Source organism: Aurantiacibacter arachoides (assembly GCF_009827335.1).
In the GTDB taxonomy this organism is placed as follows: Bacteria; Pseudomonadota; Alphaproteobacteria; order Sphingomonadales; family Sphingomonadaceae; genus Alteraurantiacibacter; species Alteraurantiacibacter arachoides.
Map to the genome: position 1 here is coordinate 173,227 of NZ_WTYH01000001.1, position 17,542 is coordinate 190,768.

General features: G+C 65.2%; 17 protein-coding genes. 11 read left to right on the top strand and 6 right to left on the bottom strand.

The annotated features are described in order from the left end of the window. Window positions 1-11: 11 nt before the first annotated feature. From GRI62_RS00890 to mmsB, 4 genes are all read left to right on the top strand, one after another. Entirely contained in the window at window positions 12-1,031 is a 1,020-nt protein-coding gene (locus GRI62_RS00890; protein WP_131451548.1) for a ferritin-like domain-containing protein, read from the top strand. 41 nt (window positions 1,032-1,072) lie between these two features. Further along, entirely contained in the window at window positions 1,073-1,327 is a 255-nt protein-coding gene (locus GRI62_RS00895) for a DUF2061 domain-containing protein (protein ID WP_131451549.1), read from the top strand. A gap of 61 nt (window positions 1,328-1,388) precedes the next feature. Further along, complete coding sequence (locus GRI62_RS00900; RefSeq protein WP_160731776.1) at window positions 1,389-1,664, top strand: winged helix-turn-helix domain-containing protein; 276 nt, start codon at window positions 1,389-1,391, stop codon at window positions 1,662-1,664. A gap of 168 nt (window positions 1,665-1,832) precedes the next feature. Next, the gene (gene mmsB / locus GRI62_RS00905) at window positions 1,833-2,732 is read left to right on the top strand and encodes a 3-hydroxyisobutyrate dehydrogenase (RefSeq protein ID WP_373283003.1); all 900 of its coding nucleotides are present in this window, start codon (window positions 1,833-1,835) and stop codon (window positions 2,730-2,732) included. Window positions 2,733-2,747: 15 nt separating this feature from the next. Here mmsB and GRI62_RS00910 read toward each other — a convergent pair whose 3' ends face one another. The 3 genes from GRI62_RS00910 to GRI62_RS00920 are packed head-to-tail and all read right to left on the bottom strand — an operon-like array spanning window position 2,748 to window position 7,206. Next, a complete protein-coding gene (locus GRI62_RS00910) occupies window positions 2,748-3,560 on the bottom strand; it encodes a class I mannose-6-phosphate isomerase (protein WP_131451552.1) in 813 nt (270 codons plus the stop codon). Window positions 3,561-3,578: 18 nt separating this feature from the next. Then, on the bottom strand, window positions 3,579-4,865 hold the full coding sequence (locus tag GRI62_RS00915; protein WP_131451553.1) for a glycoside hydrolase family 130 protein: 1,287 nt from the start codon (window positions 4,863-4,865) through the stop codon (window positions 3,579-3,581). Then, window positions 4,852-7,206: a glycosyltransferase family 4 protein gene (locus GRI62_RS00920; protein ID WP_308420814.1), complete on the bottom strand. Its 2,355-nt coding sequence runs from the start codon at window positions 7,204-7,206 to the stop codon at window positions 4,852-4,854. Before GRI62_RS00920 ends, GRI62_RS00915 begins: the two co-directional genes overlap by 14 nt. Window positions 7,207-7,544: 338 nt before the next feature. Between GRI62_RS00920 and GRI62_RS00925 the strand changes: the two genes are divergently transcribed. The 4 genes from GRI62_RS00925 (at window position 7,545) to GRI62_RS00940 (ending at window position 11,343) form a co-directional block, all read left to right on the top strand. After that, a complete protein-coding gene (locus GRI62_RS00925) occupies window positions 7,545-8,555 on the top strand; it encodes a hypothetical protein (protein WP_131451554.1) in 1,011 nt (336 codons plus the stop codon). Window positions 8,556-8,698: 143 nt separating this feature from the next. Beyond that, window positions 8,699-10,645, top strand: coding sequence for an ATP-dependent zinc metalloprotease FtsH (gene ftsH, locus GRI62_RS00930; RefSeq protein WP_131451555.1), 1,947 nt, complete (start codon window positions 8,699-8,701; stop codon window positions 10,643-10,645). An 84-nt stretch (window positions 10,646-10,729) separates the two neighbouring features. Continuing rightward, window positions 10,730-11,029: a hypothetical protein gene (locus GRI62_RS00935; protein ID WP_131451556.1), complete on the top strand. Its 300-nt coding sequence runs from the start codon at window positions 10,730-10,732 to the stop codon at window positions 11,027-11,029. 80 nt (window positions 11,030-11,109) lie between these two features. Further along, window positions 11,110-11,343, top strand: a complete 234-nt coding sequence (locus GRI62_RS00940) for a DUF3072 domain-containing protein (protein WP_131451557.1) — start codon at window positions 11,110-11,112, stop codon at window positions 11,341-11,343. 163 nt (window positions 11,344-11,506) lie between these two features. On the opposite strand, the gene GRI62_RS00945 is transcribed toward GRI62_RS00940, so the two are convergent. Next, entirely contained in the window at window positions 11,507-12,682 is a 1,176-nt protein-coding gene (locus tag GRI62_RS00945) for a DUF3667 domain-containing protein (RefSeq protein ID WP_131451558.1), read from the bottom strand. A 144-nt stretch (window positions 12,683-12,826) separates the two neighbouring features. On the opposite strand from GRI62_RS00945, the gene GRI62_RS00950 reads away from it, so the two are divergent. Next, the gene (locus tag GRI62_RS00950) at window positions 12,827-13,627 is read left to right on the top strand and encodes a sterol desaturase family protein (RefSeq protein WP_131453695.1); all 801 of its coding nucleotides are present in this window, start codon (window positions 12,827-12,829) and stop codon (window positions 13,625-13,627) included. Window positions 13,628-13,685: 58 nt separating this feature from the next. Here GRI62_RS00950 and rpoZ read toward each other — a convergent pair whose 3' ends face one another. Beyond that, window positions 13,686-14,030 (bottom strand): DNA-directed RNA polymerase subunit omega, encoded by a 345-nt coding sequence (gene rpoZ, locus GRI62_RS00955; RefSeq protein ID WP_131451559.1) that lies wholly within the window; start codon window positions 14,028-14,030, stop codon window positions 13,686-13,688. A 104-nt stretch (window positions 14,031-14,134) separates the two neighbouring features. Between rpoZ and GRI62_RS00960 the strand changes: the two genes are divergently transcribed. Further along, entirely contained in the window at window positions 14,135-15,319 is a 1,185-nt protein-coding gene (locus GRI62_RS00960) for a phospholipase D-like domain-containing protein (protein ID WP_131451560.1), read from the top strand. Here the strand turns inward: GRI62_RS00960 and GRI62_RS00965 are convergent, their stop codons facing one another. Next, window positions 15,320-16,858, bottom strand: coding sequence for a replicative DNA helicase (locus GRI62_RS00965; protein ID WP_131451561.1), 1,539 nt, complete (start codon window positions 16,856-16,858; stop codon window positions 15,320-15,322). It lies immediately after the preceding gene. A gap of 168 nt (window positions 16,859-17,026) precedes the next feature. Between GRI62_RS00965 and GRI62_RS00970 the strand changes: the two genes are divergently transcribed. Beyond that, complete coding sequence (locus tag GRI62_RS00970; protein WP_131451562.1) at window positions 17,027-17,518, top strand: UPF0262 family protein; 492 nt, start codon at window positions 17,027-17,029, stop codon at window positions 17,516-17,518. The last annotated feature ends 24 nt before the right edge of the window (window positions 17,519-17,542 follow it).

The window sequence follows — 17,542 nt, forward strand, 5'->3', positions numbered from 1 at the left end:
AGGATAAGACCATGAAAGACCGCGACATCATCCTTGAGGTCCTGTCGGCCGGCGCCGATCGCCGAATCGAGCGCCGCCGCTTCCTCCACTTCGCCGGTGCCAGCACCGCAGCATTCTCGCTGGTCGCCTGTGGCGGCGGCAACGACGACGACGTCATCGGCGGAGCGCCGACCCCGACGCCTACGCCCGGTGCCACCCCCACGCCGACCCCCACCACGGCGCTGGGCGATGCCGACGTCCTGAATTTCGCGCTCAACCTGGAATACCTTGAGGCGCAGTTCTATTCCTTCGCCGCCATCGGCTCGGGCCTTGCCAGCAATCTTCTCGACGGTACGGGCACGCAAGGCCAGGTGACCGGTGGACGCCGGGTGAACTTCCAGGATCCGCTGGTGGCGCAGTATGCGCGCGAAATCGCGGCGGACGAACGCGCCCACGTCGCCTTCCTGCGTTCCGCACTGGGCACGGCGGCCGTGGCACAGCCGGCGATCGACATCGGCACGGCGCCGAACGGGGCCTTCTCTTCGGCAGCGCGTGCCGCGGGTCTCGTCGGGGCCGGGCAGAGCTTCGATCCCTATGCCAACGACAACAACTTCCTGCTGGCCGCCTATATCTTCGAGGATGTCGGCGTCACCGCCTACAAGGGCGCTTCGCCGCTGATCACCAACAAGACCTTCCTCGAGGCGGCCGCCGGCATCCTTGCGGCGGAGGCCTATCACGCCGGACTGGTGCGCACGGTGCTCTATCGCAAGGGGCTTCAGGTGCCCACGCTGATCGACGCGACCGAAGCCATCTCCAACGCGCGCGACAGCCTCGACGGGGCGACGGACCTAGACCAGGGCGTGCGACCGCGTGCCACGCCGTTCGGCGAGGGCACCAACATCGTGCCCACCGACGGCAATGCCATTGCCTTCAGCCGGAGCGCGGGGCAGGTCTTGAACATTGCCTATCTCACCGCCATGTCGACGACAGGTGGCGGATTCTTCCCCAACGGTGTAAACGGGCGAATCCGCATGAGCGCCGCATCGGGCTGAGGGTATCCCCGTCCCCGATGTGAACATCAAGGAAGCCCCCCATGCCGCACTCGCACGCCAGCTGCTTCAGGATCACCTGCTACAAGACCGGCAGCTATGCCTTGATGCACTTCATGGTGGCGATCACGGTCGCCTACCTGCTGACGCAAAGCTGGCGTGCGGCCCTGGCCATTGGCTTGGTGGAGCCGCTGGTGCAGACCGTCGCATTCTATTTCCACGATCGCGCGTGGAGCAAGCACGACAAGGGACAGGCTGCAAGCCCGTCCGAATCCGTCGAGCTGCGCCGGCCATCCTGACCGAACCCGCATGGTGACATGCTGTCCCAATTGCGGGTTCGGATTGGAGGGCGGGCAGTCCGTGGTCTATGGCAACGTGCGGCTGGCTCCCGAAGGGGAGATCCTGTTTAACGGGCGGCGCATCCAGTTGACGCGGACCTTGCACTATCTCGCGCATGCGCTGATCCTGGTTCAGGGAAGGCCGCTGACCCGCGGTTTCCTCGCCGCACGACTGGCCGATGACCTGAGTGACGAGGCGGTGATCAAATCGGTCGAACGCCTGCGCCGGGTGTTCCGCCAGCGCGATCCGGGCTTCGACCAGATCGAAACCCTTCGTGGTTTCGGCGCCTGTCGCTGACGTTTCAAGCCGACCGGTCGCGACCGGATTGTGCCTGCCGGACGCACAGGCGGGATCTCCGGGGGTCGCCAGCACCCACTCTTCGGGCAGGGTGAGCAACCCCCCGCACCCGATCGCCATCACACATCCCGTCGTGCGTCAATTCGGCCTTGCCTCGACCCGGCGTGAGTGACAGGTCGCGGCGCGAGGAGAAGTGAAATGAAGATCGCATTCATCGGGCTCGGCAACATGGGCGGGGGCATGGCCGCCAACCTGGTCAAGGCGGGGCACGAGGTGCGCGCGTTCGACCTTGCTGACGCCGCGCTGACCGCCGCGCGCGAAAAGGGCTGCGCCACCTTCGCCGCCGCATCCGAGGCGTGCAAAGGCGTCGATGCGGTGGTTTCCATGCTGCCCAATGGCGGCATCGTGAAGGCCGTCTATGCCGACAGCGTGTTCGGCCACGCACCGGCGGGCGCGGTGCTCATCGATTGTTCGACCATCGACGTCGCCACCGCGCGCGAAGTTGCTGCGCTGGCCGAGACAGAAGGCTACGCCATGGTCGATGCGCCCGTTTCGGGCGGGATCGCCGCGGCCGACGCGGGTACGCTCACCTTCATGGTCGGCGGCAGCGCGAACGCGTTCCGGCGCGCTGAGGAAGTCCTCGCTTGCATGGGCAAGGCCGTGATCCACGCGGGCGACGCGGGCAACGGCCAGGCGGCCAAGATCTGCAACAACATGCTGCTCGGCATCCACATGATCGGCACCGCCGAGGCCTTTGCCATGGCACAGAAGCTGGGTCTCGACCCGCAGACCTTTTTCGATATTTCCAGCGTCAGCAGCGGCCAGTGCTGGTCGATGACATCGTACTGCCCGGTGCCCGGAGTGGGGCCGAAGACGCCGGCGGACAACGATTACCAGGGCGGTTTCGCCACCGCGCTGATGCTCAAGGATCTGAAGCTGGCCATGGAAGCCGCCGCGACCGCCGGCATGGCCCCGCGGATCGGGGCCAAGGCCGCCGAGCTTTACGAAGCCTTCGACGCGGCCGGCAACGGCACGCGCGATTTCTCGGCCATCATCACGGACTACTGAGAGGGAGCGGGTCGCTCAGCCGAGCGGGGCTGCGACCAGCGCCCTGCCTTCCGGAGCGAAGGTGACGTCCGCAAGCCCGCTGGCGTAGGCGCATTCGCCGGGATGGAGGAGCTCGCCTTCCACCAGCACCTCGCCCGCCAGCGGGATGACCAGCGCCTTGTCCGGGTAGCAGTAGCGCAGCCCGTCGGGTGCCTCGCCATCGACGTAATCGAGGCGGAAGAATGGCCCGTCGACAAGGCTGGCGTGGCCGTGTTCGGGCAGCCGCTGATGCAGGTTGGCGGGATAGGGTGATCCGTCGGCCACCGCCAGTCCCTCGTCCAGGTGCAGTTCCCGCGGCCGGCCGTAATCGTAGAGGCGATAGGTGATGTCCGAATTCTGCTGGATCTCGATGATCGAGCAGCCTGGGCCGATGGCATGGACCGTGTTGGCGGGAATGTAGAAGAAATCGCCGACCTGTACGGGGTGCCAGACCAGCAAGTCCTCGATGCTGCCGTCGAGCGCGGCTTCTCGCATCGCGGCCTCGTCCAGTTCCTCGCGGAAGCCGATGCCAAGGGTGGCGCCTTCCTCGGCGGCGACCACCAGCCAGCACTCTTCCTTGCCCTGCTTGCCCAGGCCCTTGGCCTCGGTCTGCGTATCGGAGGGATGGTTCTGAATCGACAGCTTCTCGCTGGTGAACAGGTACTTGATCAGCAATTCGGGCGCCTGTTCGGGCGGCTCGAACCATATCTCGCCGATCTTCTCGCCATCCTCCCGTTCGAACGCATCGAAGGGCGGCGGCAATTTCGCACGGCCCCAGACCTTTTCGACGACGCGGACGGGAAGTATCATGGGCGGCCCTTCAACACATCAAACCATCAGATCGAGCAGTTGCTGGATCTCCACCGTGGCGAAACCCACGGCGCTATCGGAGATACCGTATGGCACCAGCAATCGTTCCCCCACCCGCAGCGCGCCGCAGGTATAGACCACGTTGGGCACATAGCCGGAGCGATCGGCGTTCTCGGCGGTGAGGACCGGTTCCTTCACGCGGCCGATCAGTTTTGTCGGATCATCGAGGTCGAGCAGCGCGCAGCCAAGCGAATACTTGCGCATCGCGCCCACCCCGTGGGTGAAGAACAGCCAGCCGGCATCGGTGCGGATGGGGCTGCCGCAATTGCCGATCTGGATGAACTCCCAAGGGTATTCGGGCTCCATCAACAGGGTGCCTTCTCCGTCCCAGGTGTCGAGCCGGTCGGACGTGAGCAGATAGAGGTTCTTGCCGTCCTGCCGACCGATCATGGCGTATTTGCCGCCGATCTTCTCGGGAAACAGAGCCATGCCCTTGTTGCGCCCGGCATCGCCGTGAACCGGGTTGAGTGCGAACTGCGCAAAGTCATGCGTGCGCAGCAGTTCCGAGCGGATCGAACTGCCCGAATAGGCGGTGTAGGTGCCGATCCATTCGTAATCGGGCTTTCCATCGGTGCCATGATCGAACCGCACCAGCCGCAGGTCTTCCAGCCCGTTGGACTGTTGTTCGGTAATCGGAAAGATCACCGTGTTGCCAAGCGTGGTTTCGGCGTGGCGGTTGACGATCACCCCGTCGACCGAATCGGTGAGGGATTCGTCCTCAAGCTCCACCGACGTGGCAAAGCCCGCCTGCGGCCACAGGTCGAAGGTGCCATCGGGATGGGCGATGCCTTCGCGAAAGACGATGGAGGAGATGTGCCCTTCGCCCACGGCGCGCAGGCTCATGACGAAGCGGCACGATCCCCCGCGGATACCCGTCTGGTCGGGGTGCGGCACGATGGACGGGTTCATCAGCGCAGCGGCGGCATAGGTATATTCGTGGCAGAAATAGGCGCCGATCAGCTTGCGCTTCACGCCCGTGTAGTCCGCGCGATCGAGGCCCAGGTTCGCTTCGACCTCGGCATAGCGTTCCTCGAACATCTGTTCGGTCTGCCAGTGGCGCCCGGCAAAATCGCGCAGCACGCGCATGTATTCGGCCTCGGCCCGTGCATCGCTCAACGAGGCGACATCCTCGACCAGCTTCAGCGCCCGGCCACCAGGCGCATTGCGCGATTGCCAGCCGAGGTGGAACGGGCGCAGCACGACCCGCGAAGGGTCGGCGTGCAGCCGCGTGTCAAGGAGCCGCAATGGCGCTCTCGACCCGTTCGTCTCGCGCCCCGTCAAATCCCCCACGTGAATCTCCGCCAACCTCGGTTTCCAGCGCTATCATGGAATAATGCGCCAGTTGGAAGGCCAGAATGCTCTCCGCCCCACAGTTCGCGTTGGGCCCACGGGGATTGATGCCATCGCGGCAGCGGCCCGTGGCTATGTCCGCCAGCACCGCGCCGCGATCATTGGCGCCGAAGAACCAGTTCCAGGCCGCGCGGGCATGAATCTTCCAACGATGGTCGCGCGTGGCGCGGAAAGCGGAGTGGGTTGCTTCGATGGCCGCCTGCGCTTCCAGCGGTTGCTGATCGAACGGCAGGTGGCGATGTTCGTGGCCGAAGCTGTCCGAACCAATCGGCCGGAACTGGCCGGATGCGCCGATCTGGCGCTCCGCAATCCAAGCCAGCGTATCGATGCCGCAGGCGAGGAAATCTTCGCGGCCTAGCAGATGGCCGGCTTCGACCAGAGCCTGCGACAGGCGGGGATTGTCATAGCCGAGCACCGCCTCGAACCACGCCCAGTCCGGTCGACGCGCCTTTTCCAGCAGTTGGGCCAGGAATGCGCCGCCCTGTTCGAGATAGGCGCGCGATACGGCGTGCTCGGGTTCGATACGAAGCCGTGCCGCCGCGCCCAGCATGGCGAATGCCACCGCGCGCGGACTGCCATTTGCATCGAAGGCGGGGAACGTGCGGTCGAACCAGATCCGCGCCCATTCGCGGATGTCCTGATCGGGCGAATCGGCAAGGGTGCGGCCCAGCGCCCAGGCGGCGCGGCCGTTGGAATCATCGGAACCCTCGTGCTCGCACCAGCTACGGTCGAACCGCATGAAGTTGCGGAAAACGCGAGCATCCTCGTTCCACGCGTGCTGGACGAACGAGGCGTATGTTACAGCGAGCCGGCTGCGTTCTTGCGAGGGCAGGTCCTCCACAAGGTTTGCCAGCATCAGCGCGCGGGCATTGTCGTCGAGACAATAGCCGTGACGGCGATCGGGAACGATGCCGATCGCGTGCTGATACATTCCCGTGCCGTCGGTCATGTCCAGCACGCCTTCCAGCGACGGGGTGGGCAGGCCGGCGTGGGTCCGCGGGGCGGGCGCAGCGGCGCGGGCGATGAGCCGCGCGGACTTGGCAGCAAAACGCGGCCAGATCGTCTCGCGACCCTTGGCATAGGCGCGACGCTGCAGCCCTTCGAGCGCGGCAGGATCGCCCAGCAGGTGATTGACCGCAGTGGCGATGGCATCGGCAGATGCAGGTTCGATGATGCAGCCCACATCATCGACCAGCAATTCCCGCGCGTGGCGGTACGGGGTGGACACGACTGCCTTGCCCAGGGCCACGGCATAGCTGAGCGTACCCGACGTCGACTGCTGCAGGTTGGGGTAAGGGGTGAGGTAGATGTCGCAAGCCTCGAGCTGGTCGAGCAGTTCATCGGTATCGAGGAAGCGATCGACCCATTCGATATGGTCCGAAACGCCCAGCTCGGCTGCACGCGCCTGCAACCCCTCGCGGTAACTCTCGCCCTGTTCGGCAATCAGGTTGGGATGCGTGGCGCCGATGATCCGGTACAATACGTCGGGGTGTTCGGCGACGATGGCAGGCAGGGCCGCGACCGCATGTTCCAGGCCCTTGCCGGGGCCGAGCAGACCGAACGTGGTGAGCACGCGGCGTCCGGCAAGGCCGAAGCGTTCCTTGAATTCCTCCTGCCGGCCGAACGGACGATCGGGCGCGCCGTGGTCGATCACCTCCAGCAATTCGTTTGGCGCGCCATACCGGGTGGCAAGCAGGTCACGCGAATAACGGCTCATCACCATGATCCGGCTGGCCCGCGCCACGAGCCGGCGCAGGATCGCGTCCTGCCGCTCTCCGGGATGTTCGAGCATGGTATGCGGCGTAAGGATCAGCGGCGCGGCCAGCCGGTCCACGAAATCGCACACCATTTCGCCGTCGGGGCCGCCGAAGATGCCGTATTCGTGCTGCAACCAGACCGCATCGACGCCGCTATCGTTGATGGCACGGGCCGCCTCTTCGTAGTCTGCCGCGTCTTCGGAATTGATGATGCCGGCGATACCGGGCACGCCGCGATAGCTTTCCCGCCGGCGCGGATCGTCGAGGGCATAGACTTCCGCAGTGATTTCCGGATGAAACTCGGCGAGTTTCTCGAAAATATCGGACGTGAAGGTAGCGATACCGCATTTGCGCGGGGTGAATGTACCGACCAGGGCAATACGCAGCTTTCGCGGGGCATTCCGGCGGAAGTCGACCACCGATGCGCTGCGGTTGACGTTTCCGGATTGCTCAGGGGCTTGGTGCAGGAGGGTATCCACTGGCGCTCCATTCATCGGTTGCATCGTTCGCCCCTCCGACAGACGTGCGCGCTATTTCATGTTGCAGTGCACCATGATTCGCGAACAACTGCAAGCCCAATCCGCCGAAACCAAGACCTAAGTCCGTGATGGTTGATTTCGAACGACTTTTTGGCATGAGGGTCGACGCAGTGGGAACGCCGGGCGGCGTAAGTGGTTCCGCGAGGGCAACATTGATCAATCGCCATCTCGCAAGTGCAGCGACGAGGCGCGCATGGCGCGCGACAAACCGAACCCGGAACGCCTCGCTTTACCGGGGGGCATCGACCAGTAAGCCGCGGCCGTCTAAGCCCGGGATCATGAGCAATGCGCTACCTGATACCGCAAGGATTGCCGCCGATCCGCGCTGGCTGCCCCATTCGATCGACCTTGCGAGTGAGCGCATGCTGTTCGTACACATCGATGCAGGCGACCTGACCGCTCCGGGTTTTCTGGCCGACATCGACCCTGGCGCGGCGCACAACGCTTGCTGGCTGCCGTTCGATGCCGTGCGATCGATGCAGGTCGAGGCGGGGCCGCTCCACTTCATCTTCCACACGGCTTTCTGCCGCTCCACGTTGCTGGCACGCGCGCTGAACATCGAAGGGATTTCGGTCGGCATGGCGGAGCCGGGCGTCATCGCGCACCTGGCCAGCGCGGGCGAGCGGGCGCACGGGCTGATCGGCCCCGTATGCAACCTGCTGTCGCGCCAGTGGGAGACCGCGGGTGGGCGTAGCGCAGCGGTGTTCGTCAAGCCCACCAATCATGCCAATGCATTGATCCCCGCCCTGCTGTCGGCCCGGCCCGATGCAACGGCAGTGCTGATGACCAATCCGCTTCCCACGTTTCTGCGCAGCGTCGACAGCCGTGCGCTGATGGGGCGCCGCTGGGGGCGGCAGCTTTATCTGGAGACCATGGGCTACATCGGCATGGACCTGGGGCTGGACGGCCGGGAGCAGTTCCTGATGACCGATCTGCAGGCAGCAGGCATCGCCTGGTTTCTGTCCCAACGCTATTTCGCCGGTTTGCTGAACGGGCCCGACGCGGCGCGGGTGCGCCTGCTCGACGGCGACCGCTTCGACCGTGATCGCACCAGGGCCCTGGAAGCGGTCCTGTCCCTGGCGGGCGTGGCGTTCGACAAGGCAGGGCTGCAAGCGGTGGTCGAGGGCCCGCTGTTCCGCCGCCATGCGAAACTGGGCGGCGCATTTGCTGGCGAAGCGGCAGTCCCCGCGCCCTCGTTCGCGCAGGAGGCGGAGCAGGTCGGCCAATGGATCGGCATGATCGCCGAACAGGCGGGCGTGGCAGTGCCCGTTCCGCAGACCCTGTTCTAGAGACCCGATCCGCGCGGCTTTGTTGCCCGCACCTGCTTTTTGCCCGGCACGTAGCGCCGTTCCAGGCATGATGGACCAAAGCCGTTATCTTGCCATTCACCCCCTGCCGCCTACATTGGCCCGGTGAAAGGATGCTCCCTCGCATGAACGACGACCAGGAACCCGAACAGCAGCCCAATCCGTGGATGAAGAGCCTCTTCATCTGGGGCGGTATTTTCATTGCCCTGCTGTTGACCGTCTCGATGTTCAACGGCGAGCGTGAGCCCGCTGGCGCCACCATCAGCTATTCGGACTTCAAGGACCGCGTGGCCGAAGGCACCGTGACCGAGGTGCACATCGCGCCCGAACTCATCACCGGCACCCTGCGCAACGAGGAATCGTTCGCCACGCGCCGCGTCGTCCCCGACGAACAGCTGATGACCCAGCTGGAGGCCGCCGATGTCGAGGTAACCGGTGCCCCTGCGGAACAGATGAACGTGTTGTGGGTGGTGCTGCTCAACGCGCTGCCGTTCCTGCTGATCCTCGGTATCGCCTTCTTCGCCCTGCGCCAGGTGCAGAAGGGCGGCGGCGGCGGGGCCATGGGCTTCGGGAAGTCCAAGGCCAAGCTGCTGACCGAAAAGCAGGGCCGCGTCACGTTTGACGACGTTGCCGGTATCGACGAAGCGCGCGAGGAGCTGCAGGAAATCGTCGAATTCCTGCGCGATCCGACGCGCTTCTCCAAGCTGGGCGGACAAATCCCCAAGGGCGCGCTGCTGGTCGGTTCGCCCGGTACCGGCAAGACGCTGCTGGCCCGTGCCATCGCTGGCGAGGCGCGCGTGCCGTTCTTCACCATCTCCGGTTCCGACTTCGTCGAGATGTTCGTAGGCGTGGGTGCAAGCCGCGTGCGCGACATGTTCGAACAGGCCAAGAAGAACGCGCCGTGCATCGTCTTCATCGACGAGATCGACGCCGTGGGTCGCCACCGCGGCAACGGCATCGGCAATTCCAACGACGAGCGCGAGCAGACACTGAACCAGCTGCTTGTCGAGATGGACGGCTTCGAAGCCAACGAGGGCATCATCATCATCGCCGCCACCAACCGGCCCGACGTGCTCGATCCCGCGCTGCTGCGCCCGGGCCGTTTCGATCGCCAGGTTGTGGTGCCGATCCCCGACATCGAGGGCCGTGAGAAGATCCTGGCCGTGCACATGAAGAAAGTGCCGCTCGCGCCCGATGTGAATCCGCGCACGATCGCGCGTGGCACGCCCGGCTTTTCCGGTGCGGATCTTGCCAACCTCGTCAACGAGGCTGCCCTGCTGGCCGCGCGCCGCAACAAGCGCCTCGTCGCCATGCAGGAGTTCGAGGACGCCAAGGACAAGGTCATGATGGGCTCCGAGCGCAAGTCCATGGTGATGACCGAGGACGAGAAGAAGATGACCGCCTATCACGAGGCGGGCCATGCCATCGTCGCCGTGCACGAGGCCGCGTCCGACCCCATCCACAAGGCCACCATCATCCCGCGCGGCCGCGCGCTGGGCATGGTGATGCGCCTGCCGGAACGCGACAATTACTCCTACCACCGCGACAAGATGCACGCGAACCTGTCCGTCAGCATGGGCGGGCGCGTGGCGGAGGAGATCATCTTCGGCCATGACAAGGTGTCGAGTGGCGCCTCGTCCGACATCCAGTACGCCACCGACCTGGCGCGCAACATGGTCACCAAGTGGGGCATGAGCGACAAGCTGGGACCGCTGCAGTACGAAAGTTCGCAGGAAGGCTACCTCGGCATGGGTCAGACCGTGCGCACGATGGCGGGCGAGGAGACGAACAAGCTGATCGATGCAGAGATCAAGAACCTCGTCGAAGGCGCACATTCGCGGGCCACGCAGCTGCTCTCCGACCATCAGGACCAGTTGCACCTGCTGGCGCAGGCCATGCTGGAATACGAAACGCTGACCGGTGACGAGATCAAGGCGCTGCTGGAAGGCGGCAAGATCGACCGACCCGACACGCCCAGGGGTCCGATCCCCGTGCGTCCCGATCAGGGCTCCGGCATTCCGCAAGCGGGCAAGCGGTTCGGCGGCGCGGGCGAGGCACCTCAGGGCGCCTGACGCCCCGCGCGTTTGGTCAATGCATGGGAACCGCGGCGAGGGGCTGGCGGTTCATCGGGAAACACCTTTCAGGGAGTTGACTCGATGAAACGCCTAATCGTCTCCGCAATGCTGTTCGCCACCACCGCGTCTTTCGGCCTGGCGGCCTGTTCCGGCGAGACGCAGGAGAGCGCCGAACTCGCCGCCGAGGGTGCTGCCCGCGATGCGGCCGCCAATGCCGAGGTTGCCGGCGAGGCGCTGCAGGATGGCGCTGTCGTGGCTGCCGACAAGATCAGCGAAGGCGCAGCGAACCTCAGCAACGAAATTCGCGAAAGCGATAACGAGGAACCGGGGCCCGCGCCGATCACGGGAGACGATCTGGGGCCGCCTCCTTCGCAGCAATAGATCGACCCCGGCTGTGACCGGGGTTTGTTGGGAACAAAACGTGAACTGCGGCGTCTTGTAGGGAAAGGAGTGCTGTTACGATGACTGCGACCAAGCCTGCCCAGACCCCCAAGACCGATCCTGTCTCCAACGCGGAGAAGGATCCCGACGACTGGACGACCGGAGATGAACGGATGACCGGCGCCCAGGCGAGTTACCTCAAGACCCTCAGCGAGGAAGCACACAAGCCTGAAGCGTATGATACCGAGCTGACCAAGGCGGAAGCGTCAAAGGCGATCGATGCCTTGCAGGAAGAAACCGGCCGGGGCAGCTGAGCCGCTACTCGCTGCGTGGCTGAAGCGCGACTGCGTAGATCCCGCCTCTTGCCATCGCTTCGCCCGCCGCTTGCTCTGCAGGCGGCGGGCTCGTCTCGCGCCAGCTCTTTGAACGGCGGATGTCGCGGCCTTTCAATTGCCGGCTGCGGTCAATGGTGCAGGCCTAGAACGCCCCGAGCACGACCAGGATCTGGACAAACAGGGCGAGGATTACCCAGATGAACGCACTCATCATTAGCAGACGCCACGCTGCGCTGAACCGAGACAGCGTATAGGTGCCGCGCAACTGCTTGTAGAGGTGGATGGGTGCAATCACCATCGCTGCGATGCCAATGACGTTGAGCGATGCCCCCATGGCTCTCGCCAGCGACAGGGCGATGAACATGAGCGTCATGAAGCTGAGCGAATAGGTCACGAAGATCGCGTGGTCATAGGCCTTGAAGCGCCGCCGCCAGGCGAACAGCAGCCATACGAACGGGATTGAGATCGGGATCAACAGCCAGCTGAACTTGTAGGCGTTGGACTGCAGCTTGTAGATCATCAGTCCCGGATTTTCCTGCCATTTGTGCAGCAACCGGTCGATGAAGGCCAATCCCGTTCCGCTCCCCGTGGCTGGCGAGCCAGCGGAGGTCTCGGCTTCGTCGAGAGCGTCGCCGGCGGCGGCGCTTTCGTTTCTGGCGGCCTGTTCCTGACGAGCCACCTGTCCCGGTATCTCCAGGATCGCGATCGATCCCTCGAGAACAGCGAGTTCGCGCTCCATATCGGCGCGGGCAGGGTCGTCGGCGGGCAGGGCGTCTATCCGCGCCTGCATGGCGTCGCGCTCGCGACGCGCCCTGGCGAGCCCTTCGCCGCTCCCAAGGACGGCCACGTCGCCTTCGGCGTCCATGTTTTCGGCATCTGCGCTGAGCTCTGAGACAACGCCGTCTGAAGGCAGCGTTGAGGGGGCCGTGATCCCGACCATCTGGAACACCGCGAACATCAGGAAGACGCCGAACAGGAACAGCGCCATCGGGCTGACGAAGCGGGCGCGCTCGCCGTCGATGTAGCGCCGCGTCAGCCGGCCGGGGCGGAAGGCCAGCATGGGCAGCGTGCGCCACAGCTTGCCCTCGAAATGCAGCGCGCCGTGCAGCAGGTCGTGAACGAAGGCGCCGATGGTGCGGTGCAGGTGCCCGCGCTGCCCGCAGGAATGGCAATAGGCGCCGACCAGCGCGGTGCCGCAGTTCTGGCAGTTGTCAGGATCGTGCTCGCTGCGTTCCAGCGCGCCCGAATGTGGCTCCAGCGCACGGGCGAACAAGCCGCCCTCGGTGGCCGTGCCGATACCCTCGATCATGTCGACCATGCCCGTTCCGCTCCCCCGGTCCGCGTGCTGCACCGCGAAATTGGCGCTTCCCTTAAGCTAGTGTCGCGGAGCGGTCGAGAGCCCGCGCGTGGCGATACCGCCGCCGTGCTTGCCGGGCCGACGATGGCGCGGCACAAGCAGCGCATGGATCGCCTGCAATTCAATGGCGAGTGGCTCGGCCTGGCCGTTGTCGCCAGCGCCTTTGCCATTCTCGCCGTGCTGGAAATTGCCGTGCCGTTCCGCACCGCCAGGCATACCCGCGGGCGACGCTGGCTAACGAACCTCGCGCTTTTCGCGCTCGACACGGCGGCGGTGCGGCTGGTGCTGCCCCTGGCGATGGCAGGCACCGCAGTCGTGGCGGCAGAGCGGGGGTGGGGGCTATTCAACGCCGTCGGCGCGCCCGGCTGGCTGGCCTTGGCCGGCTCGCTCCTGGCGCTCGACCTTGCCTTGTGGGTCCAGCACCTGGCCACGCACCGGGTGCCCTGGCTGTGGCGTCTGCACCGCGTGCACCACGTCGACCGCGCGTTTGACGTCACCACCGCGGCGCGGTTTCATCCGGTAGAGATCGTGCTGTCGATGGCATGGAAGATGGCTGTCGTCGCGGCGCTTGGTGCGCCTGTCCTGGCGGTGGTCGTGTTCGAGGCGGGCTTTGCCGTCTTCGCCCTGTGGACCCATGCGAACCTTGACCTGCCCGCGCAGGCAGAGCGCTGGGTGCGCGGGCTGATCGTGACGCCGGGAATGCACCGCATCCATCATTCGACCCGGCCCGGCGAGACGAACAGCAATTACGGGACTGTCCTTTCAGGCTGGGACCGCCTTTTCGGAACCTATGTCGGCAGCGCAGCCGATGCGCCGCGGACGATGCCGATCGGCCTCGCCGAGTTTCGCGACGAGCGACCGACGCGGCTCGGGTGGAGCCTGTGGTTTCCGTTCCGGCGGCACTAAACGAAAAAGGCCGCACCTTGCGGCGCGGCCCTTTTTGAAACGGTCAGGCGCGGAAGGCTTACCCTTCGTAATCGCCGCCGATCGAGGTCGAGCGGGCGGGCGCGGCGGCGGACAGCCGCATAGCCTCGGCCGACTGGCTCAGCGAACCGATATCGTCCGCCTCGTCCTCTTCGTCGGGAAGGATGGTCTGCAGCGACTGGATCAGCGATTCCTGCAGGTTCTTCGGGCGCACGGTCTGCTCGGCAACTTCGCGCAGGGCCACGACGGGGTTCTTGTCACGGTCACGGTCGATGGTGAGTTCGGCACCGCCCGAGATTTCGCGTGCGCGCTGCGCGGCGAGCAGCACCAGGTCGAAACGGTTGGGAATCTTGTCTACGCAATCTTCGACGGTAACGCGCGCCATATGGCACTCCACTGGTCCGGTGTGACGGGGAAGCGCGCCAGATAGGCCACGGCGCGCCGACAGTCAAGGTTTTCCACAGCGCGAAGCGTGCTACACGGGGTGTGATGACCGACGATACCACCCCTGCCGCCGCCACCGGCGCCTACAACGATCCAGCGCCGTTTGCGGTGGAGGCACAAGGGCTGAGCTTCACTTTCTTTCCCGCAGGCAAGGACCGCCGGACCGAGCTGCTGCGCATCATCAATGGCGCGAAGACAAGCCTGAAGATCGCCTTTTACATCTTCGTGAAGGAGGGCGTGGGGCAGGAGGTGCGCGACGCGCTTTGCGCCGCGGCAAAGCGCGGGGTCCATGTCTCGCTGATCGTCGACGGTTTTGGATCCGACGTCGACGACGCCTTCTTCGAGGAAATGACCGAGGCGGGCGGCACGTTCTGCGTGTTCATGGCCCGCTGGTCGTTCCGGGCGCTGATCCGCAATCACCAGAAGATCGTGGTGGCCGACGACGCGATCGCCATGCTCGGCGGGTTCAACGTGGAGGACGACTACTTCGCCCCGCCGGACGAGAACGGCTGGAACGACATCGGCCTCAGCGTGCAGGGGCCGGTGGTCGCCCGGGTATCGCAATGGTTCGACGAGCTTCACGACTGGGCGCGTGACGACAAGGCCCAGTTCAAGGACATCCGCCGCCGCGTGAAACACTGGGACGCGGGCGAGGGGCCCGTGCAGTTGCTGATCGGCGGCCCGACGCGCGGCCTTTCGAGCTGGGCCGAATGCATCAAGCAGGATCTTGCCGAGGGCGAACGGCTGGACATGATGATGGCCTACTTCAGCCCGAGCAGACGCCTGCGCAAATGTATCCGCGCCATCGCGCGCAAGGGCAGGACGACGCTGGTAATGGCGGGCAAGAGCGACAACAACGCCACCATTGGGGCCAGCCGCGCGCTCTATGAAAAGTTGCTGGAAGCGGGTGCGCGCATCTACGAATTCCAGGCGTGCAAGCTGCACACCAAGCTGATCGTGCTCGACGACGCGGTCTACATCGGCAGCGCCAATTTCGACATGCGCTCGCTTTACGTGAACCTGGAGATCATGCTGAAGGTCGAGGATGCCGCGCTGGCCGAGCGGATGCGCGAATTCATCCGCGGCCATCTCGCTGCGAGCGACGAGATCACCGCCGAGGCCCACGCACAGAATGCCACCGCATGGTGCCGCGTGAAATGGTGGGCGAGCTGGTTCCTCGTATCGGTGGTTGACTACACCGTAAGCCGCAAGCTGAACCTGGGGCTGTAATCAGTCCCAGTCGCCGCCGAAGTCGCCTTCGGCAAGGTCGGAAAACTTGGTGATCTTGGGTTCGAATCGCAGGCGCACCTTGCCCGTGGAGCCGTGGCGCTGCTTGGCGACGATCAGCTCGGCCAGGCCGTAGACGCGTTCCATCTCGGCGGCCCAGGCGGCGTGCTGATCGTGCACCTTGGCATCGTCCGATTCGATGGGGCGCTTGGGTTCGCGCGTGCCGACGTAATAATCCTCGCGGAAGATGAACCACACCATGTCGGCGTCCTGCTCGATCGACCCCGATTCGCGCAGGTCGGACAGCATGGGGCGCTTGTCGTCGCGCTGCTCGACCGCGCGGCTGAGCTGGGACAGTGCGATCACCGGCACGTTGAGTTCCTTGGCCAGCGTCTTCAAGCCGCGGCTGATCTCGGAAATCTCGTTCACGCGGTTGTCAGTGGCGCGGCCCGATCCCTGCAGCAGCTGCAAATAGTCGACCACGATCAATCCGATATCGTGCCGCCGCTTCAGCCGCCTGGCGCGGGTGCGCAGCGCGCCGATGGATAGCGCGGGCGAATCGTCGATGTAGAGCGGCAGGTCGTGCAGCCGCTGGCTGGCGAGCATCAGGTCTTGCAGGTCGCCCTTGCCGATCTTGCCCATGCGCAGCCGTTCGCTGGGAATGCCCGACTGCTCGGCCAGGATACGGGTGGCGAGCTGGTCTTTCGACATTTCGAGACTGAACACGGCCACGCCCGCACCGACCGATTCCTCGATCCCGTCGCGCCGGTCGTTCTTCAACCGTTCGGCGGCGTTGAAGGCGATGTTCATGGCCAGCGAGCTCTTGCCCATGCCCGGACGTCCGGCCAGGATGATGAGGTCGGAATTGTGCAGCCCGCCGCACTTCTCGTTGATCGAGGTGAGGCCGGTGGTCTTGCCCGATACGTGCCCGCCGGACTTGAAGGCGATTTCCGCCAGGTGCAGCGCCTCCGCCGCGGCCTTGCCGAAGCTCTGCGCCTCGTTGCCCGTGGTCGCCCCTTCGGCCACCTCGTAAAGCCGTGCCTCGGCCAGTTCGATCTGGCGCATGGGCTCCACGTCTTCCGACGTATCGAGCGCGCTTTCGACCAGGTCGCGGCCCACGGTGACGAGCTCGCGCAGCAGTGCCAGGTCGTAGATCTGCTGCGCCAGTTCGCGCGGGGCGAGCAGGCCCTGCCCATCGGCGGTAAGTTGCGCGAGATAGCCGGTGCCGCCCAGTTCCTTCAGCGCCGCGTCGCCTTCGAAATAGGGTTTGAGCGTAACGGGCGTGACCACCATCTGGCGGTCGATCAGCACCTGGATACGCTCGAACACGCGGGCGTGGACGGGGGCATAGAAATGTTCGGGGCGCAGCTGGACGGTCATCTCCTCCAGCACCCGGTTGTCGATCAGCACGGCACCGATGAAGGCGGCCTCGGCCTCCAGGTTGGTGGGCAGGCTGCGCCCGGTCGCGCCCACGGGGGCGTTGGCGTCGGGGGCCCTGGCATCGGCGGCGGGCGAGCGGACAAGAAGGGCTTCATCAGACATGGGCGCGCACCATGCGTCGGGCCATGCCGCACCGCAAGGTGGCGGTGGCTGCAAATCTTTTTCGCCCCCTGTGGATAGCGGGGATGAGACGGATGCAGCGGGGAAGAGGCTGGAACGACCTGATTGGCAATTGCATTGTGGCGCGCCGCTGGGCAGGAGGGCGCTGCCATGAGCGCGACCCCCGACAACCGGATCGAGACGATTACCCTGGACGAGGCGACCGTCATCGCGCGCAGCGAGGACATCGAGAAGGAACGCGAGGTGGCCTTGCGCGATCTCGTGGTCGATAACCTGTTTCGCCCGGTGCGCGCCGCGAACGAGGGCCATTGCGGGCCGTGGCACGTTCACCTCGGCATCGTTGACGGGATGCTGGCGCTGCACCTGAAGGATGCGGCCGGCGAGGGTGCCGGGACCATCGGCCTTGGCCTCGCGCGCCTGCGCCGGGTGGTGCGCGACTATTTCGCCATCTGCGACAGTTATTACAAGGCGCTGCGCCGCGCTTCCGCGCAGGAACTCGAAACGCTCGACATGGCCCGCCGGGCCATCCACGATCGCGGCACGCGATTGCTGCTGGATGCGCTCGACAGCAAGGTGGAAACCGATTTCGAGACTGCCAGGCGGCTGTTCACGCTGATCTGCGTCCTGCATATCAGGGCCTGATTCTCAGTTCGAAACAGGCACCTG